General features: G+C 72.9%; 18 protein-coding genes. 10 read left to right on the top strand and 8 right to left on the bottom strand.

Going from position 1 to position 17326, the window contains the following annotated elements:
• The first annotated feature begins 131 nt into the window (after positions 1-131).
• Entirely contained in the window at positions 132-1505 is a 1374-nt protein-coding gene (locus tag ACIF9R_RS22890; protein ID WP_399983087.1) for an NAD(P)/FAD-dependent oxidoreductase, read from the top strand.
• A 328-nt stretch (positions 1506-1833) separates the two neighbouring features.
• The gene (locus tag ACIF9R_RS22885) at positions 1834-4068 is read left to right on the top strand and encodes an FUSC family protein (RefSeq protein ID WP_399983043.1); all 2235 of its coding nucleotides are present in this window, start codon (positions 1834-1836) and stop codon (positions 4066-4068) included.
• Between the two features lie 487 nt (positions 4069-4555).
• Here the strand turns inward: ACIF9R_RS22885 and ACIF9R_RS22880 are convergent, their stop codons facing one another.
• From ACIF9R_RS22880 to ACIF9R_RS22865, 4 genes are all read right to left on the bottom strand, one after another.
• Complete coding sequence (locus tag ACIF9R_RS22880; protein WP_399983042.1) at positions 4556-4984, bottom strand: hypothetical protein; 429 nt, start codon at positions 4982-4984, stop codon at positions 4556-4558.
• 28 nt (positions 4985-5012) lie between these two features.
• Complete coding sequence (locus ACIF9R_RS22875) at positions 5013-5240, bottom strand: DUF5133 domain-containing protein (RefSeq protein ID WP_399983040.1); 228 nt, start codon at positions 5238-5240, stop codon at positions 5013-5015.
• 41 nt (positions 5241-5281) lie between these two features.
• On the bottom strand, positions 5282-6145 hold the full coding sequence (locus ACIF9R_RS22870; protein ID WP_399983038.1) for a SigB/SigF/SigG family RNA polymerase sigma factor: 864 nt from the start codon (positions 6143-6145) through the stop codon (positions 5282-5284).
• A 185-nt stretch (positions 6146-6330) separates the two neighbouring features.
• Positions 6331-6765, bottom strand: coding sequence for an ATP-binding protein (locus tag ACIF9R_RS22865; protein ID WP_399983036.1), 435 nt, complete (start codon positions 6763-6765; stop codon positions 6331-6333).
• 148 nt (positions 6766-6913) lie between these two features.
• Between ACIF9R_RS22865 and ACIF9R_RS22860 the strand changes: the two genes are divergently transcribed.
• The 3 genes from ACIF9R_RS22860 to ACIF9R_RS22850 all read left to right on the top strand — a co-directional run bounded on the left by ACIF9R_RS22860 (position 6914) and on the right by ACIF9R_RS22850 (position 9396).
• Positions 6914-7144: a hypothetical protein gene (locus ACIF9R_RS22860; RefSeq protein ID WP_399983033.1), complete on the top strand. Its 231-nt coding sequence runs from the start codon at positions 6914-6916 to the stop codon at positions 7142-7144.
• Between the two features lie 48 nt (positions 7145-7192).
• Positions 7193-8671, top strand: coding sequence for an aminotransferase class I/II-fold pyridoxal phosphate-dependent enzyme (locus ACIF9R_RS22855; RefSeq protein WP_399983031.1), 1479 nt, complete (start codon positions 7193-7195; stop codon positions 8669-8671).
• A 266-nt stretch (positions 8672-8937) separates the two neighbouring features.
• Entirely contained in the window at positions 8938-9396 is a 459-nt protein-coding gene (locus ACIF9R_RS22850) for a cyclic nucleotide-binding domain-containing protein (RefSeq protein WP_399983028.1), read from the top strand.
• Positions 9397-9648: 252 nt separating this feature from the next.
• Here ACIF9R_RS22850 and ACIF9R_RS22845 read toward each other — a convergent pair whose 3' ends face one another.
• Positions 9649-10266: a LysE/ArgO family amino acid transporter gene (locus ACIF9R_RS22845; RefSeq protein WP_399983025.1), complete on the bottom strand. Its 618-nt coding sequence runs from the start codon at positions 10264-10266 to the stop codon at positions 9649-9651.
• A gap of 70 nt (positions 10267-10336) precedes the next feature.
• Here ACIF9R_RS22845 and ACIF9R_RS22840 point away from each other — a divergent pair, with 70 nt between their 5' ends.
• Complete coding sequence (locus ACIF9R_RS22840; RefSeq protein WP_399983022.1) at positions 10337-11251, top strand: LysR family transcriptional regulator ArgP; 915 nt, start codon at positions 10337-10339, stop codon at positions 11249-11251.
• Positions 11252-11335: 84 nt separating this feature from the next.
• Here the strand turns inward: ACIF9R_RS22840 and ACIF9R_RS22835 are convergent, their stop codons facing one another.
• Positions 11336-12037, bottom strand: coding sequence for a TetR/AcrR family transcriptional regulator C-terminal domain-containing protein (locus ACIF9R_RS22835; protein WP_399983020.1), 702 nt, complete (start codon positions 12035-12037; stop codon positions 11336-11338).
• Between the two features lie 133 nt (positions 12038-12170).
• On the opposite strand from ACIF9R_RS22835, the gene ACIF9R_RS22830 reads away from it, so the two are divergent.
• From ACIF9R_RS22830 to ACIF9R_RS22820, 3 genes are all read left to right on the top strand, one after another.
• Complete coding sequence (locus ACIF9R_RS22830) at positions 12171-13391, top strand: saccharopine dehydrogenase family protein (RefSeq protein WP_399983018.1); 1221 nt, start codon at positions 12171-12173, stop codon at positions 13389-13391.
• Positions 13392-13497: 106 nt separating this feature from the next.
• Positions 13498-13755 (top strand): WhiB family transcriptional regulator, encoded by a 258-nt coding sequence (locus ACIF9R_RS22825; protein ID WP_399983016.1) that lies wholly within the window; start codon positions 13498-13500, stop codon positions 13753-13755.
• A gap of 66 nt (positions 13756-13821) precedes the next feature.
• A complete protein-coding gene (locus ACIF9R_RS22820; protein WP_399983013.1) occupies positions 13822-14172 on the top strand; it encodes a DUF488 domain-containing protein in 351 nt (116 codons plus the stop codon).
• 26 nt (positions 14173-14198) lie between these two features.
• Here ACIF9R_RS22820 and ACIF9R_RS22815 read toward each other — a convergent pair whose 3' ends face one another.
• The gene (locus tag ACIF9R_RS22815) at positions 14199-15881 is read right to left on the bottom strand and encodes an FAD-binding dehydrogenase (protein WP_399983085.1); all 1683 of its coding nucleotides are present in this window, start codon (positions 15879-15881) and stop codon (positions 14199-14201) included.
• Positions 15882-15898: 17 nt separating this feature from the next.
• Positions 15899-16507, bottom strand: coding sequence for a TetR/AcrR family transcriptional regulator (locus ACIF9R_RS22810; protein ID WP_399983011.1), 609 nt, complete (start codon positions 16505-16507; stop codon positions 15899-15901).
• A 106-nt stretch (positions 16508-16613) separates the two neighbouring features.
• On the opposite strand from ACIF9R_RS22810, the gene ACIF9R_RS22805 reads away from it, so the two are divergent.
• The gene (locus tag ACIF9R_RS22805) at positions 16614-17252 is read left to right on the top strand and encodes an alpha-ketoglutarate-dependent dioxygenase AlkB (protein ID WP_399983008.1); all 639 of its coding nucleotides are present in this window, start codon (positions 16614-16616) and stop codon (positions 17250-17252) included.
• Positions 17253-17326 lie beyond the last annotated feature (74 nt).

The raw sequence follows: 17326 nt of genomic DNA, 5'->3' as shown, positions 1-17326 counted from the left end.
ACCGGGGCGACGGGTGCGTCCGCCGCGGCCTCCCGGTGCGTCACCTCGTCAGTGAGGGCATCGTGGTGCTGAACAGGGGCACGCGTCAGGCATCGACGCCCGAGGCGGACCGCCTGGAGCCGCAGGAAGGGATGGAGACCGTGACACGACCCAGAATCCTTGTGGTGGGCGCGGGTTTCGCCGGCGTGGAGTGCGTACGACGGCTGGAGCGCAGGCTCGGCCCGAACGAGGCCGACCTCACGCTGGTGACACCGTTCTCGTACCAGCTCTATCTGCCGCTGCTGCCCCAGGTGGCCTCGGGTGTGCTGACCCCGCAGTCGGTCGCCCTCTCCCTGCGGCGCAGTGAGAGGTACCGCACCCGGATCATCCCGGGCGGAGCCATCGGCGTGGACCTGCGGTCCAAGGTCTGTGTGATCCGCATCCTCAACGGCGAGATCGTCGACGAGCCGTACGACTACATCGTGCTGGCTCCCGGCAGTGTGACCCGCACCTTCGACATCCCCGGGCTGACGGACCACGCCTTCGGGTTGAAGTCGCTCGCCGAGGCCGCCTACCTGCGGGATCACGTGATCTCCCAGCTCGATCTGGCCGACGCGTCCCATGATCCGGTGGAGCGGGCCTCGCGGCTGCAGTTCGTGGTGGTCGGCGGCGGTTACGCGGGCACCGAGACCGCGGCCTGCCTCCAGCGGCTGACGCACGCCGCCGTCAGGCGCTATCCCCGGCTGGACCCCGGCCTGATCAAGTGGCATCTGATCGACATCGCGCCGAAGCTCATGCCGGAACTGGGCGAGAAGCTGGGGCGCAGCGCGCACGAGATCCTGACCCGGCGCGGCATCGAGATCTCGCTGGGGGTGTCCATCGCCAAGGCGAGCGCCGAGGAGGTCACCTTCACCGACGGCCGGGCGGTGCCCACCCGCACGCTGATCTGGACCGCGGGAGTGGTCGCCAGTCCGCTCATCGCCACGCTCGGCGCGGAGACCGTCCGCGGGCGGCTCGCGGTGAACGCGGACATGTGCCTGCCGGGGCACGACGGGGTGTTCGCGCTCGGCGACTCCGCCGCGGTGCCCGATGTGGCCAAGGGCGACGGCGCCGTGTGCCCGCCGACCGCGCAGCACGCGCTGCGGCAAGGCAGGCACGTCGCCGACAACGTCATCGCGACCCTGCGGGGCCGGCCGACGCGGCCGTACGTCCACAAGGACCTCGGGCTGGTGGTGGACCTCGGCGGCACCGACGCGGTGTCCAAGCCGTTCGGCTACGAACTGCACGGACTGCCGGCCCAGGTGGTGGCCCGCGGCTACCACTGGTCGGCGCTGCGCACCAACGTCGCCAAGACCCGGGTGCTGACCAACTGGCTGCTCAACGCGGTGGCCGGGGACGACTTCGTCCGCACCGGGTTCCAGACCCACCGGCCCGGCAGTCTGCGGGACTTCGAGTACCTCGACGCCTATCTGACGCCGGCGCAGGTGCGGACGCACGTCGAGGAAGCGGGCCGGGCGGCTCGGTGACCGGCCGGGCCGGGGCCTGTCGTCCGGATCGGGCCGCAGGGCATGAGCGGCTCCTGACCGGCACCGTGAGCGGGGTCCGGTGCGTGCGGCCGAGGTCTGCGACACGCGGGGGTCCTCCCGCTCGGGCGGAGCCGGGAGTGGAGGAGCCGGGAGTGGGGGAGCCGGCGACCGACGACGACGCGGCGCGCGTGCGGGCCGGGGGACCCCGCGTCCGCGGCGTGATCCGCGGGACAGGCCCCAGGGGCGGCTCGCACCGTGCGGCGCCGGGATCCGGACCCGTGACGGCACCCGTGACGACACCGGTGACGACGGGAAAGAGTGCGGCGGAGTGAAGGCGGCGGGACGGTCCGGACGGACACGGCTGCGGGACCGTCTGGCGGCGTCCGACCCCGGTCTGCTGCGGCTGACGGCCGCACTGCGGACGGTCGGAGCCATCGCGCTGACGCTCGCCGTGCTCGCCCTGCTCGGGTTCGGCGTCACCCGGCTGGTGACCGGGGCCATGACGGCGATGGTCGCCACCTTCGCCATCCGGGAGCGGCAGCGCGGCGCCCAGGCGGTCACGCTGGCCCTCGGACTGGTGGTCGCGCTGGTGTCCGTGTCGCTGGGCGCGGTGCTCGGCGAGTGGACGGTCGTCGGGGACGCCTTCTTCGTCGTCCTGATCTTCTGCGCGGTCTACGGCCGCCGGTTCGGGGACCGCGGGACCGGGCTCGGCCTGATCGGCTTCCAGGTCTACTTCGTGTCCCTGTTCGTCGGCGCCTCCGCCGATGAGCTGCCGGGGCTGTGGGCGGCCATGACGGTCGCGTTCGCGAGCAGCGCGCTGATGCGGTTCGCCGTGGTCCCGGTGACTCCCGCCGGTCTGCTCCAGCGGCTGCGTCAGGCCTTCCGGGCCCGGCTGGCGCGGTTGGTCTCCGCGCAGCTGGCGCTGCTCGACGCGGGGCCGGACGAGATCGACAAGGCGCTGGAGGAGGTGCGGGAGGGCAACGCCCGGCTGCACGAGACGGCCCTGATGATCCAGACCCGGCTGGAGGAGGGGACGCCCGACGAGTCGGCGGCGCGGCTGCTGCAGCGCCGGATCGCCGACGCCGAGATCGCCGCCGAGCGGCTGGGGCTGCTGCTGCTGTCGGCCCGCAGTGCCGAACGGGCGGACACCTTGACCCTGCATCTGCCCGGCGCGCCCGCCCCGGAGGTCGCCCGGCTGCCCGGACCGGACGAGGCCACCGACCGGTTGCGCCGGGACCTGCTCGCACTGCGCGCGCTCGTGCTGCGGACGGGGCCGGCCGGGACGGGCCTGGCCCAGGTGCGCAACCGGCTGCTCGCCTACCGGGACGGGGAGAACCTGCCGCCCGCGGCACCGGTCGTGCAGGACGTGTTCCGCGCCGTCGGGGAGAGCGCCCGCGCCGTCATGGGGCTGCGCGTCGCCCTGGACGGGCCCCAGGACGAGTCGGACGACAGCCCGGCGACGGCCAGGTCCCGGGAGGAACTGGACGCCGAGGACGCCGCCATCGACGCCGGCGAGGAGCCGGAACCGGAGGTCGCGCACACGGGGCTGCGACGGCCCACCACGCGGGCCGCCGTTCAGGTGGCCGTGGGCTCCACGCTGGCCATCATCGGTGGTGAGCTGCTGTCCACAGATCGCTGGTACTGGGCGGTGCTGACCTGCTGGATCGTCTTCATCAACACGGCCTCGACCGGCGAGATCCTGGTGAAGGGCTACCGGCGGCTGCTGGGCACGGTGTTCGGGGTGGTCGCGGGGATCGCGCTGGCGGCCGTGGTGGGCCGGCACACCGTGGCGGCGTTCCTGCTGGTGCTGGTGCTGATCTTCCTGATGTTCTACACGGCGCCGCTGTCCTACACACTGATGTCGTTCTTCGTGACCGCGATGCTGGGGCTGCTGTACACGCTGCTGCACACCTACAGCTGGGAGGTGCTGATACTGCGCCTGGAGGAGACGGCTCTGGGCGCAGCGTGCGGGGTGGCCGCGGCGGCGCTGGTGCTGCCGGTGCGCACCGACCGGCGCACCAACGAGTTGCTGGTCACCGTGCTGGAGCGGCTCGGTGAGGTCACCGATGCCGCGGTCGTGCAGCTCAGTGGCGGGCCCGCCGAGGACCTCCTGGACAGGGCGCGGGAGCTGGACCAGGCACTGGGCGACCTGCGCGGCGCCACCCAGCCGCTGACCCATCCGGTCACCCCGCTGCGGGCCAGGCGTACCAACGCGCGCTACGTGGTGGCGCTGCTGGAGACCTGCGCGTACCACGCGCGTTCGCTGGCGGCGACCGCCGAGTTGCTGCCGACCCATCCCTCGATCGCCGCGGATCCCCGGCTCCGGGGAGCGGCGGGGCGCACGGTGCGCAACATCGGCACGATCACGGCCCGGGTCGCGGAGGAGGACGTCTCCGCGCCGGTCGAGACGGGGCCGAGCATCGCCTCCCTGCTGGGCGACGAGGGCACGGCTCGCTACGGCCGCGTCACCGGCCGGGTCCTGCGCCATCTGGAACGCCTGGACGAGGCCGTGGTGGGCCTCGCCCGCCCTCTGAACGTACGGATCTCGACCTCCGACCGCTGACCCTCACCCCGGCGGCCCCTGCACCACGCCGGGACCTGGTGCACCGCACGGCATCCCCCGGCCGGGATCCGGAGCACCCGCTCCGCCGACCGGGCCTCGTGCGGGCCCACCAGCTCTGCCTGCGCCGGGGTCGCGTCCCGCGAGGTGCCGCGAGGTGGTGTAAGCGATCACGCGCTTCGCCCTCCGGTACCCGGCTCGCGATGATCTCCACAGCGGCGCGGCACGCGAAGTGGCCCGGTCAGGCGCCGGGAGTGCCCCAGCCGGTCGACGTACCCGGCGTGACCTGCGAGTCCGGTCCGTTGATCGGCTACACCACCCAGCGGCACCCGGCGGGACGCCATCGGCGCCGGACGGCGGCGCGGACCGGGCGCGCCGGGCCCGGCGAAGCCGCCCTGCCGGCAGGACACCCGCGGCCCCGGGCCGGGGCACGGCGTCCCGTCGGCGCCGGCCGGCGACCGTGACCGGTTCACCGAGGGTGGTGTCGGGGTCAGAAATCCGTGGGGAGGCCACTCGCCTCCGCTATGCCCCGCAGCTCCTCGTTCTGGCGGTGGCGGTCCCTGATGAAGTCGGCGATCTCGCCCAGCCGGGACGGGTCGGCGGCGGTCGCCGCGTCGGTGACCACCCTGACCGGTCCGGTCTCGTCGACGTCCAGCTCGACCACCTCGTTGTCCAGGCGGCCGGTGACGGCGGTCGCGATGACGAGAGCGGCCTCGTCGCGCACCTCCTGGGGCAGTTCGTCGTCCCCGCTCTCCAGCGCCAGGTCCAGGCCGGACAGCCGGTGCTCGTCGATCGCCTCGAGGACGGGCTCCACCACGCGGAGCAGAAGCCGGTAGTCCTCGGTGTCCATCCGGACGCGCAGCAGGTCGAGGTAGACGTCCACGGGCCGGCCTTCCGGGCCAATCTCGGATTCGCTCATCCGCTACGGGTTCCCCGCACCGGGAGAGTCATACGGCGGCCGGCCGGGCGGCGGTCCGGGACCCGTCGGGTCCGGCGGCCGCCAGCCAGCGGTGTGCGGTGGTGAGGGCCTGTCGTACGTCCCGGGTGCCGGTCGACACGCACAGGGTGTACGCCAGGTCACCGGTCCGCGGGTCCGCTTCGCCGGTTCCGGTGGCCGTCAGGGCCTCGTACTCCTCGACGAGGCGGCGCAGCACGGCGGGGTGAGGCTTCAGCATGTGTCTCGTCCCTCTCGCGTTCCTGTCCGGGCGGGCGCCGTTCACGCCGTCGCCGAGTGTCCGCCGCCGCCGTGTGTCGTCTGCCGCTGTCCCATCGCGTCGGCGCGCACCCGGGCGCAGCTGCGGCTGATGAGACGGGAGACGTGCATCTGGGAGATTCCCAGCCGGTCGGCGATCCGGCTCTGGGTCATGTCCTCGAAGAAGCGCATGTAGAGGATGGCGCGCTCGCGTTCCGGGAGCCGGCGCAGGCCTTCCTTGGCGGACTCGCGGTCGACGACGACGTCGTACGAGGCGTCCGCGGTACCGAGGGTGTCGGCGAGGCTGTAGCCGTCGTCGTCGGACGACAGCTCGGCGTCCAGCGACAGGGTGCTGAAGCTCTCCAGCGCCTCCATCCCCGCGGCGACCTCGTCCTCGGTCAGTCCGGTGTGCGCGGCGACGGCCGCCGCGGACGGCTCGGGGCTGCCGGGGCTCTGGGTGAGTTCGCGCCGTGCCACCCGCACCTTGTTGCGCAGTTCCTGCACCCGGCGGGGCACGCGCAGCGCCCACATCCGGTCGCGGAAGTGCCGCTTGACCTCGCCGGTGATGGTGGGGACGGCATAGCTCTCGAAGGCCCCGCGGCTCGGGTCGAACCGGTCGATGGCCTTGACCAGTCCGAGGGCGGCGACCTGGCGCAGGTCCTCGATGGACTCACCGCGGTCGCGGAAACGGCCGGCGATGCGGTGGGCCATGGGCAGCCACGCGGTGACGAGCTCGTCGCGGACCGCGTCCCGCTCGGGTCCGTCCTCCAGCGAGTACAGCCGGTCGAACAGGGCGGCGGTGTCGGGCGCGTCGTCGTGCCGCCGGCGGGGCGGGGCGGTCGTCGTGTCGGCGGGGCCGGGACGGTGGGCGGACGTGTCTATGAGCATACGGTTTCGCTCCCGAACGGTGGTTGCAGAGGGGGGTACCGCGGGAGGATCGCCGCCAGGACACCCGGAGGGTCCTCAGCGGCCGTGATCTCCCGCCGGCGCGCCTCCGGTCCGAAGCACGAACCTCCGATTGCCCCCACCCCGGTAGAACAAACTCCGCTTTCGCCGCGGAATCCGCCCGGGTCTCACACCAGGGGAACGACGGCGGTGATGCACTTGCCGCCGGCGGGCAGATCGGACACCCGGACGTCGCGGGACAGCCGGCACACGATGGGCCAGCCGTGACCGCCGGGGCGGCGGCGTCCCCGCTGGTCGGTATGCGGCACGGCGACGGGCAGTTCGTCGCTGCGGTCGCTCACCGACAGCCGCACCCCGGGACCGCTGACATCGACCCGGAAGTCGGTCACTCCCCCACCGTGCAGGATCGCGTTGGTGGTGAGTTCGGACGCGACGAGCAGGGCGTCCGCCAGCGCCTCGGTGTCACAGGCGGTGTGGGTGGCGCGGCAGCGCTCGGACACCGCCCTCGTGACGGCCTCGCGCACCTCGGCCGGGCGGGCCGGCACCGCCCGGTGCGGACCGGGCGCCCGGGAAAGGGGTTCGGTCGTGTACTCCTCACGCATACTGCGGCTCCCTGCGGTCGGTCCCTGTCGGTGGTCGGCGCATGCCTCGGACTTCCCTTTTCGGCTCACCTGTCCCGTTACCGGCAAACCTCCCGGCCGCTTTCCCGTCCGCTGTCATCCGGACGCCGTACGCGGGTATGTGGTCCGTATGACCGATGTGGTGGACTCGGACGAACTGCTGCGGCGCATCCAGCGGGCAAGGGCGTGCGCGGCGCAGCAGGAGCGGGCCTGGCGCGCCCGGAGCGCGGAGCTGGGGCGGGACAGTACAGGCGATCCGGCCGCCGCGCGCGACGCCGAGGTACGCGGGGTGGCCTACGGGGTGGTGGTGCGGGTACTGGACGAGATCCTGACGCCGGGCAGACACGCGGCGCAGAGCTGAACGGCCGCCGCGTGGATTGCCGCAGTCCGCCCCGGGAACCCGGGGCCCATGACGGTCGATCACAGCCGGGCACCGGTTCTGGAAGCGCTGGAGGACTACCACCGCAAGGGGCGGCTGAGCTTCACCCCGCCGGGCCACAAGCAGGCCCGCGGAGCCGATCCCGCGGTGCGTGAGGTACTCGGGGACGCGGTGTTCCTGGGCGACGTACTGGCGACGGGCGGTCTGGACGACCGGCTCACCCGGGGCCGGGTGCTGCGGGGGGCCGAGGAGCTGATGGCCGACTCGGTCCATGCCGAGCACACGTTCTTCAGTACGTGCGGAAGTTCCCTGTCGGTCAAGGCGGCGATGCTGTCGGTCGCGGGCCCGCACGAGAAGCTGCTGATCGGGCGGGACGCCCACAAGTCGGTGGTGTCGGGGCTGATCCTGTCCGGGATCGAGCCGGTGTGGGTGGAGCCGCGGTGGGACGCCGGCCGGCGCATCGCACACCCGCCGTCGGCCGTCGACTTCGACCGGGCCTTCGAGGCCCATCCGGACGCCCGCGGCGCGCTGGTGACCAGCCCGACCCCGTACGGCGCCACCGCGGCGCTGCGGGCGATCGCCGACGTGTGCCACCGGCGGTCGCGTCCGCTGGTCGTGGACGAGGCCTGGGGCGCGCATCTGCCGTTCCATCCTGATCTGCCCACCTGGGCGATGGACGCGGGCGCCGACATCTGTGTGACCAGCATCCACAAGATGGGCAGCGGTCTGGAGCAGGGCTCCGTGTTCCACCTGCGGGGCGATCTGGTGCCGTCGGCACTGCTGGGCATGCGGGCCGATCTGCTGGGGACCACCAGCCCGTCGGTGCTGATCTTCGCCGGGCTGGACGGCTGGCGGCGGCAGATGGCCCTGCACGGCAAGGAGCTGATGGGGTCGGCGCTGGAGCTCGCCGGCGAGGTCCGGGCGGCGATCGGGGAGATCGACGGGATGCGTGTCGAGGACCGGGACGACTTCTGCGGCCCCGAGCTGGCGGACGACTTCGACCCGTTGCCGGGTGTCATCGATCTCGACGGTCTCGGCATCACGGGCTATCAGGCGGCGGACTGGCTGCGCGAGCACCGGAGCATCGACGCCCATCTGGTCGACCACCGGCGGATCGGGGCGCAGATCACCCACGGCGACGACCGGGAGACGACCGGGGAGCTGGTGTCGGCGCTGCGGGACCTCGGCCGGGCGGCGCGCAGCCTGCCGAAGGCGCCGCGGGTGGAGGTGCCGGTGCCGGGCGAACTGCGGATGGAGCAGGCGCTGCTGCCGCGGGACGCGTTCTTCGGTCCGGTCGAGGACGTGCCGGTGTCGCGGGCCGCCGGGCGGGTCTCGGCCGAGATGATCACTCCGTACCCGCCCGGGATTCCCGCCGTCCTGCCGGGCGAACGGCTCACCGCGCCGGTTCTCCGGTATCTGCGTACGGGACTGGACGCGGGCATGTATCTGCCCGATCCCTCGGATCCGGCGCTGGAGACGGTCCGTGTGGTGGACGAGCAGGCCGCGTGAGGCCGGAGTGAAAGAGGTCACGCGACCTGATGGCCGAATCCTTCGACAAATGGTTTATCGTTCATCCATACGTGGTGGCGGGGTCGACACACCGTCCTCCGGACACCACCGCTTACGGCCCTGGCTGGCTTCCCCCGTCCAGCCAGGGCTTTTTCATGCCCGGCCGCGCAAGCTCAGGCCCGTCGAGGTGCCCCGGACAGCGGCAGCGGCTGAAATGAACGTAGGGAAAGCACCGGAACCGATTGCCCGGCGAGGAGCCCCGCGCCATGACCAAAGCGATCAAACTCCTGACGGCCCTCCCCCCTCCGCAGCGCGAACGTCTGATGGCACTCGCTCGGGAGGTGTCCTTCCCGGAGGACACCCGGATCTTCGAATCGGGAGGCACCGCCGACCGCTTCTGGGTGATCCGCTCCGGCGCAGTCTCGCTGGATCAGCCGGTGAACGCGCTGCGCCCGGTGACGGTCGCCAGTCTCGGCTCGGGAGATCTGCTCGGCTGGTCCTGGCTCTTCCCGCCGCACGAGTGGGACTTCGGCGCCGTGGCCTTCAGCCCGGTGCGCGCCTACGAGTTCGACGCGGGGGAGGTGCTGCGGCTGTGCGAGGAGGATCCGCAGCTCGGGCTGACGCTGGTGCGCAAGGTCGCCGAAATCCTCGCCCATCGGCTGGAGGCGACCCGCGGCAAGCTGATGGAGCAGTACGCGGTGCAGCGGCGCGGCGGGCCGGTCTGAGCGCGGGCCGTGCGGATCGCACCGGGGACGCGGGGCGGGCACGCGGCGGCCCCGCCGCATGCCCGCGGCTCCCCGGCGGAGCTCGCGGCGCCGGCCCCGGGCGGACAAACCGGTGATGTGGATCTGCCGCGGGACGGCGGCGGCGGGCCGGCCGCTGTGACGACGGTGGAGGACCGCAGTCGGCGGCAGGCGGGGCGGCGTGGCCGGCGGGTGTCCATCGCCCACGGTCGCGGCACGGGCGGCGCCGCGCGCTCAGGCTCCCGCGACGAGTGAGACGCCCAGGACGATCATGGTCGTGGCGACCAGTGCGTCCAGGACGCGCCAGGCGGCGGGGCGGGCCAGGAAACGGCTCAGCAGGCGGGCGCCGAAGCCGAGCGCCGTGAACCAGCAGAGGCTCGCCGCCACGGCGCCGAGGCCGAAGGTCCAGCGCAGCGGGCCGTGACCGGCCGCCACCGAGCCCAGCAGGAACACCGTGTCGAGATAGACGTGCGGGTTGAGCCAGGTCATCGCGAGGCAGGTCAGCACGGCCCGGCGGCGCGAGCCCGCGACCTCGCCCGCCGTCCGCAGTCCGGTGGTGGCCGGGCGGACCACCCGGCGGGCCGCCAGAGCACCGTAGCCGAGCAGGAACGCGCCCCCGATCCAGCCGACCGCCGTCAGCACGCCCGGCCATGTCACCACCACCGCGCCGACTCCGCCGACACCCAGGGCGATGAGCGCCGCGTCGGACAGGGCGCAGATGCCCACGACGGCGAGCACGGCGTCGCGCCGGATGCCCTGGCGCAGCACGAAGGCGTTCTGGGCGCCGATGGCGACGATGAGGGAGAGGCCGGTGCCGAATCCGGCGGCGGCGGTGGTCAGGGCGCTGGTCATGCCGGGGACGCTACGGGCCAGGTGGCGATGCAGTACAGCTAATGATTCTTACGTACCCTTAGTTCTCGTGATGACGGACCTTCCCCTGGACCAGGTGCGGACCCTGCTCGCGGTGGTGGACGAGGGGACCTTCGACGCGGCGGCGGCCGCGCTGCATGTGACCCCGTCGGCGGTGAGCCAGCGGGTGAAGGCGCTGGAGCAGCGCACCGGCCGGGTCCTCCTGCTGCGCACCAAGCCGGTACGGCCGACCGAGTCGGGCGAGGTGCTGGTGCGGCTGGCCCGCCAGGTGGCCCGGCTGGAACAGGACGCGTACGGCGAACTGGGGCTGAGCGGTGCCGGGGAGCCGACCCGGGTGTCGGTGGCGGTGAACGCGGACTCGCTGGCCACCTGGTTCCTGGGGGCGCTCACCCGGCTGCCCTCCCGGGCGGGGCTCTGCTTCGAACTGCGCCGGGAGGACGAGGCGCACACGGCCGCCCTGCTGCGTGAGGGGACGGTGATGGCCGCGGTGACCTCGTCACCGGATCCGGTGCCGGGCTGTTCCGTGCGGCACCTGGGCAGCATGCGCTATCTCCCCGTCGCGCACCCGGAGTTCGCCGCGGAACATCTGGCGGGGCCGCTGCGTGAGGCGCTGCCCGGGGCGCCGGTGGTGGTGTTCGACCGGCGGGACGACTTCCAGGACGGCTTCGTACGCCGGCTCACCCGTGGCCGTGCCGAGGCGAGCGCGCGACGCCACCACGTACCGACGTCGGAGGGCTTCGCCGCGGCGGTCGCCGCCGGTCTGGGCTGGGGCATGGTCCCCGAGGTCCAGGCGGAACCGCTGCTGCGCGCCGGTCGCCTGACGGTGTTCGCCCCCGACCGCGCGGTCGACGCTCCCCTGTACTGGCAGCAGTGGAAGCTGGACTCCCCCGCCCTGGCAGCGGTGACCGACGCGGTCACCGAAGCGGCGGCGGAGGCGCTGCGCCGCCAGGGCCCGTCCGGCGGCTGACGCAGGAGACGCGGGAGACGCGGGGTCCGGCACACTCCCCCGCACGGTCCGAAGGACGTGGGAGGCGCCCCCGGCGGCGTGCGTCTACGACCCCGCCAGGCTCCTCTCGGCACTGGTCAGGAGCATGTCCAGGGCCGTCGGGTAGGCACTGGTGACCATGCGGGTGGCCAGGAGCGGGGCGGCCTCGGCGAGACGGGGATGGGTGGCCGCGGGAAGGCGGGCGTAGGTCGAGCGCCACATGTCCTCGTCGGCCCTCCGCGCGGCGCTGGGCAGCGTCAGCGACGCGGCGTCGAGGGCGGCGAAGGCCAGCGTGGTGTCGATGAAGGCGTGGTAGACGCGCACCGCCTCCGGCAGGGGGAAGCCCGCGGTGCGCAGCACGTCCAGCACCGCCTCGTCGGCCGCGAGTTCGCATCCGCGGCCGGAGACCCGGCCGGCCGTGAGGACCGCCGCCTGCGGATGCGAGAGATAGGCGGTGTGGATGCGCAGCCCGATGGCCCGCAGGTCGTCCTGCCACGGTCCGGCCGGGCGCCACCCGTGCATCGCCTGGCCGATCAACGCGTCACCGATGGCGAGGGTCAGCGCGTCCATGCCGCGGAAGTACCGGTAGAGGGTGCTCGGGTCGCAGTCCAGGGCGAGACCCAGCCGACGGGCGGTCAGGCCCGCACTGCCGTGTTCGCGCAGCAGCCGCAGCGCGGCCTCGACGATGAGCGTCTCGGACAGTACGCGTCCGCTCCTGGTGGGCCTGCGGCGGCGCCGCCGCTCCTCGGGGACCACACGTTTCGGCATGCCCTCTCCCGCTCCGCTCTTATGCCAACACCATTGACCTTACGTCGGCGCACGGCGTTGTATCCCGTCAGGGGCCCCGTACGCATCCGAGATCCATGACATCCATTGAGGAAAGAAGAGGGAGTGCGCCGTCATGCGTGTACTGCTGGTGGGAGCGGGCGGAGTGGGTACCGCCATCACCCGGATCGCGGCCCGGCGGCCGTTCTTCGACCGGATGGTCGTGGCCGACTACGACCCGGCCCGGGCCGAGGCGGCGGTCACGGCCCTCGGTGCGGACGGCGACCGGTTCCGGGCCGAGCGCGTGGACGCCGGCGACGAGGACCAGGTGACGGCGCTGCTCGGACGGCACGGCTGCGACGTCCTGCTCAACGCCACCGACCCCCGGTTCGTGATGCCGCTCTTCCGTGCCGCGCGGAACACCGGTGTCACGTATGTCGACATGGCGATGTCCCTGTCCCGGCCGCACGCCGAACGGCCGTACGAGGAGTGCGGGATCAAGCTCGGCGACGAGCAGTTCGCGCGGGCCGCCGAGTGGGCGGAGGCCGGGGCGCTGGCCCTGGTCGGCATGGGCGTGGAGCCCGGCCTGTCGGACGTCTTCGCCCGGTACGCCGCCGACGAACTCTTCGACGAGATCGAGGAGATCGGCGTGCGTGACGGCGCGAACCTCACCGTGGACGGCTATGACTTCGCGCCCTCCTTCAGCATCTGGACCACCATCGAGGAATGCCTCAACCCGCCGGTCGTCTACGAGAAGGGCCGCGGCTGGTTCACCACCGAACCCTTCAGCGAGCCCGAGGTGTTCGACTTCCCCGAGGGCATCGGACCGGTGGAGTGCGTGAACGTCGAGCACGAGGAGGTGCTGCTCGTCCCGCGCTGGGTCGACGCCCGCCGGGTCACCTTCAAGTACGGTCTGGGCCGCGAGTTCGTCGACACCCTCAGGACGCTGCACCTGCTGGGTCTCGACCGCACCGAACCGGTGACCGTGCCGGGTCCCGACGGGCCGGTGAGGGTCTCCCCCCGGGACGTCGTCGCTGCCTGTCTGCCCGACCCCGCGACGCTCGGCGGGCGGATGCACGGCAAGACCTGCGCCGGCACCTGGGTACGGGGCACGAAGGACGGGGCGCCGCGCGAGGTGTACCTCTACCACGTGGTCGACAACCAGTGGTCCATGGCCGAGTACGGCTGCCAGGCCGTGGTGTGGCAGACCGCCATCAACCCGGTCGTCGCCCTGGAACTGGTCGCCGCCGGTGTGTGGACGGGCACGGGCGTGCTCGGTCCTGAGGCGTTCCCCGCGAGCCCGTTCCTGGAGCTGCTGACGGCGTACGGCTCGCCCTGGGGGCTGCGCGAACAGTGACCGCTCGCACACGGCCGCGCTGTTTCACCTCGTATCGGCAGGTGACCCGAGAGGGACCGACGCATCCGAAGGGGTGTGCACCGACTCCGATTGCAGGTGACTTCCGATGGACCACTGGCGAAGCGGCGCGGCCTGCCGGACCGAGGATCCCGAGCTCTTCTTCCCGATCGGCACCTCCGGGCCCGCCCTGACGCAGACGGAACAGGCCAAGGCGGTGTGCCGGCGGTGCCCCGTGCAAGAGCAATGCCTGCAATGGGCGCTGGAGACGGGGCAGTCCATCGGGGTGTGGGGCGGTACGAGCGAGACGGAGCGGCGGGCGCTGAAGCGGCGCATCGCCGCGCGGCGCGCCGGCGGCGGCTCGTGAGGCGCTGTCCGCGCCCGGTCGCCCCGCGGCAGTAGGCTCGTCCGACACCACCGGAAGGGACAGATCATGAGCGTGCGCGTGCGCCGGGTCTACGAACCGCCCGAGCCGGACGACGGCGTCCGCGTCCTCGTCGACCGGCTGTGGCCGCGCGGTCTGGCGAAGGACGCGGCACAGGTGGACGCGTGGCCCAAGGGACTGACGCCGTCGACGGAACTGCGCCGCTGGTACCACGGGGGCGAGGGCTCGTACGAGGAGTTCCGCGGGCGCTACGAGGCGGAGCTGGCCGCTCCGGAGGCGGCCGAACTCCTGGACCAGGTGAGGGAGCTGGCGGGGAAGGGCGCCGTGACCCTGCTGACCGCGTCCAAGGACACCGAGCACAGCCACGCCGGGGTGCTGGCCCGCCTCCTCGGGGACTGAGGGGGCGGGCCGGCACCGCGCCCGGCCTACGCCGTCTGCGCGGCCGCCGCCCGGCCGGCCGCGCGGCCCGAGAAGAGGCAGCCGCCGAGGAAGGTGCCTTCCAGGGCGTTGTAGCCGTGGACGCCGCCGCCCCCGAAGCCCGCCACCTCGCCGGCCGCGTACAGTCCTTCGACCGGCCGGCCGTCGGCGCCGAGCGCGCGGGAGTCCAGATCGGTCTGGATACCGCCGAGGGTCTTGCGGGTGAGGATGTGCAGCTTGACGCCGATCAGCGGGCCGGCCGCCGGGTCGAGGATGCGGTGCGGGGTGGCGACGCGGCCGAGGCGGTCGCCGATGTAGCGGCGGGCGTTGCGGATGCCCTGCACCTGGGCGTCCTTGCTGTAGGCGTGGGCCAGTTGCAGGTCACGGGCCTCGATCTGACGCCGTACGACGGCCGCGTCGAGCAGGGGTTCGTCGGTGAGGGCGTTCATCTTCTCGACGAGCTGTTCGACGGTGGGCGCGGTCACGAAGTCCGCGCCCTTGCGCAGGAACGCGTCGACCGGTCCGGGGGCGCCCTTGCCCAGGATCCGTTCACGCAGGAAGCCGGTCCGGTCCTTGGCGGTGATGTCGGGGTTCTGTTCGGAGCCCGACAGGGCGAACTCCTTTTCGATGATCTTCTGGGTGAGAATGAACCAGGAGTGGTCGTGCCCGGCGATGTCCTCGGTGGTGCGCAGATGCTTCAGCGTGCCCAGGGTGTCGTAGCCGGGCAGACAGGGCTCGGGCAGCCGGCGGCCGAGGGCGTCGAACCACAGGGAGGACGGTCCGGGCAGGATGCGGATGCCGTGGCCCGGCCAGACGGGGTCCCAGTTCCGCAGGCCCTCGGTGTAGTGCCACATGCGGTCCCGGTTGACGAGCCGCGCTCCCGCGCGGGCACTGATGTCCAGCATGCGTCCGTCGACATAGGCCGGGACGCCGGTGACCATCTCGCGGGGCGGGGTGCCAAGACGCTCGGGCCAGTGGCGGCGGACGATGTCGTGGTCGGCGCCGATGCCGCCACTGGTGACGACCACCGCCTGGGCGGTGAGTTCGAACTCGCCGAGGGTCTCGCGGCTGGAGGCCACACCACGCGGTGAGTCGTCCTGTGCCAGTACGGTGCCGCGTACCCCCCGCGCGGCACCGTCCTCGACGACGAGTTCATCGACCCGGTGACGGTGGTGGACGGTGAGCAGCCCGTCGCGCGAGGCCTGCCGCGCGTACCGCACGAACGGTTCGACGACGCCGGTCCCGGTGCCCCAGGCGATGTGGAAGCGGGGCACGGTGTTGCCGTGACCGTCGGCGCGCAGATCGCCGCGCTCGGCCCAGCCGACGGTGGGCAGGAAGGTGATGCCGTGACCGTTCAGCCAGGACCGCTTCTCCCCCGCCGCCCACTCGACGTAGGCGCGCGCCCAGCGCACCGCCCAGGTGTCCTCGCCGTCCTCGCCGTCGAGCCGGTCGAAGCCCGCGCTGCCCCGCCAGTCGCTCCAGGCCAGGTCGAAGGAGTCCTTGATGCCCAGGCGCCGCTGCTCCGGTGAGCCCACCAGGAACAGCCCACCGAAGGACCAGAAGGCCTGGCCGCCGAGGTTGGCGGCGTTCTCCTGGTCGACCAGGGCGACCCTGCGGCCCTGGCTGGTCAGCTCGTGGGCCGCGACGAGGCCCGCGAGTCCCGCTCCGACGACGATGACGTCGGCATCCATGGCGACCGTCCCTTCCTTCATCCGGTGAGCAGCGCGGTGAGCAGTTGTTTCAGCCAGACCCGGGCGCGCGTGACGTCCCGGTCCAGCAGCAGTTGGGTGGTGACCCCGTCGTAGGCGGCGACCACGGCGTGCGCGGCGCCCTCCGTCCCGCCGAGCACGGCGGGCAGCGCGGTGTGGCCGCGGGCGCGGGCCAGCCGGTCCGCGATGGTCCGGCGCAGCCGCGCCCGGTGCTCCAGCAGACCGCGCGCCACCTCGGGGTCGCGGGCGGCGTGCACCAGGAAGTCGGTCTTGACCAGCAGCCAGTCCCGGTCGAGCAGCAGGACGTCGGCGACACGGTCCACGGCGGCGGCCACGTCGAGATCCGGGCCGTCCTGGGCGAGGGCGCCGGAGACCTGCTCCGCGATCAGCTCGGCGCGCTCCGCGTACAGGGCGAAGAACAGCTCGTCCAGGCCGGCGAAATTGGAGTAGAAGGCGCCTCTGGTGTACCCGGCGGCCTCGCAGATCTCCTCGATCGAGACATGTCCGAAGCCCTTGGCGGCGAACACGGTGAACGCCGCCCGAAGAAGGTTCGCGCGCGTGCGCAGCCGGCGTCGGGTGACGCGCCCCGTCGTGCCGTCCACCGCCATGGCCCGTCCTTCCGTTCGATACGGGAACGTATCCGATACACCCGCGTATCGAACAGACCCGGCATGGATCTAGAACACATTTTCGAATAGGGAGTACGATGGCTCCATGACCACGCACCGCTCCCCGCCGCTCCAGGCATCTCTGTTCGACCAGGACGACGAACTGCGACTGGGCCCGCTGACCGGGGTGCGCCGCACCGAACTGGGCCGGGGCGCCTGGATCGACGTCCTGCCGGGATGGCTCGGCGGGTCCGACGCGCTCTTCGCCCGGCTGGCCGCCGAGGTCCCCTGGCGGGCGGAGCGGCGCCAGATGTACGACCAGGTCGTGGCCGTGCCCCGGCTGCTGTCGTACTACCGCGCGGGCGATCCGCTGCCGCACCCGGTGCTGGCCGAGGCACGCGAGGCCCTCGGCGCGCACTACGCCGGGGAACTGGGCGAACCGTTCGCCACGGCCGGGCTGTGCTACTACCGCGACGGCCGGGACAGCGTCGCCTGGCACGGCGACCGGATCGGCCGGGGCGCCCGCGAGGACACCATGGTCGCCATCCTCTCCGTGGGCGCGCCACGCGATCTGCTGCTGCGCCCCGTGGGCGGCGGCGACACCGTGCGCCGTCCGCTCGGGCACGGCGACCTCATCGTGATGGGCGGATCCTGTCAGCGCACCTGGGAACACTGCGTGCCCAAGAGCGCCCGCGCCGCCGGACCCCGCATCAGCGTCCAGTTCCGCCCGCGCGGCGTGAACTGACCGGCCGGACGTCCTTTTTGGTCCGGCCCTCCCCCGCGTCCGCACCGTGATCTGCTTTCCTTCTCGCGTCGGAC

Origin of the sequence: Streptomyces sp. NPDC086080 (genome assembly GCF_044540255.1) — a bacterium.
Classification (GTDB): domain Bacteria; phylum Actinomycetota; class Actinomycetes; order Streptomycetales; family Streptomycetaceae; genus Streptomyces.
Note: the sequence above shows the minus strand (reverse complement) of the source record. Positions and strands in the feature narration are given on the sequence as shown.

Bases quoted from the DNA above. Each gene is read 5' to 3' on its own strand.
- ACIF9R_RS22855 (WP_399983031.1), top strand. From the start codon at position 7,193: ATGACGGTCGATCACAGCCGGGCACCGGTTCTGGAAGCGCTGGAGGAC.
- ACIF9R_RS22875 (WP_399983040.1), bottom strand. From the start codon at position 5,240: ATGCTGAAGCCTCACCCCGCCGTGCTGCGCCGCCTCGTCGAGGAGTAC.
- ACIF9R_RS22890 (WP_399983087.1), top strand. From the start codon at position 132: ATGGAGACCGTGACACGACCCAGAATCCTTGTGGTGGGCGCGGGTTTC.
- ACIF9R_RS22840 (WP_399983022.1), top strand. From the start codon at position 10,337: ATGACGGACCTTCCCCTGGACCAGGTGCGGACCCTGCTCGCGGTGGTG.
- ACIF9R_RS22810 (WP_399983011.1), bottom strand. From the start codon at position 16,507: ATGGCGGTGGACGGCACGACGGGGCGCGTCACCCGACGCCGGCTGCGC.
- ACIF9R_RS22820 (WP_399983013.1), top strand. From the start codon at position 13,822: ATGAGCGTGCGCGTGCGCCGGGTCTACGAACCGCCCGAGCCGGACGAC.
- ACIF9R_RS22815 (WP_399983085.1), bottom strand. From the start codon at position 15,881: ATGGATGCCGACGTCATCGTCGTCGGAGCGGGACTCGCGGGCCTCGTC.
- ACIF9R_RS22880 (WP_399983042.1), bottom strand. From the start codon at position 4,984: ATGAGCGAATCCGAGATTGGCCCGGAAGGCCGGCCCGTGGACGTCTAC.
- ACIF9R_RS22830 (WP_399983018.1), top strand. From the start codon at position 12,171: ATGCGTGTACTGCTGGTGGGAGCGGGCGGAGTGGGTACCGCCATCACC.
- ACIF9R_RS22865 (WP_399983036.1), bottom strand. From the start codon at position 6,765: ATGCGTGAGGAGTACACGACCGAACCCCTTTCCCGGGCGCCCGGTCCG.
- ACIF9R_RS22870 (WP_399983038.1), bottom strand. From the start codon at position 6,145: ATGCTCATAGACACGTCCGCCCACCGTCCCGGCCCCGCCGACACGACG.
- ACIF9R_RS22835 (WP_399983020.1), bottom strand. From the start codon at position 12,037: ATGCCGAAACGTGTGGTCCCCGAGGAGCGGCGGCGCCGCCGCAGGCCC.
- ACIF9R_RS22825 (WP_399983016.1), top strand. From the start codon at position 13,498: ATGGACCACTGGCGAAGCGGCGCGGCCTGCCGGACCGAGGATCCCGAG.
- ACIF9R_RS22850 (WP_399983028.1), top strand. From the start codon at position 8,938: ATGACCAAAGCGATCAAACTCCTGACGGCCCTCCCCCCTCCGCAGCGC.
- ACIF9R_RS22805 (WP_399983008.1), top strand. From the start codon at position 16,614: ATGACCACGCACCGCTCCCCGCCGCTCCAGGCATCTCTGTTCGACCAG.
- ACIF9R_RS22860 (WP_399983033.1), top strand. From the start codon at position 6,914: ATGACCGATGTGGTGGACTCGGACGAACTGCTGCGGCGCATCCAGCGG.
- ACIF9R_RS22845 (WP_399983025.1), bottom strand. From the start codon at position 10,266: ATGACCAGCGCCCTGACCACCGCCGCCGCCGGATTCGGCACCGGCCTC.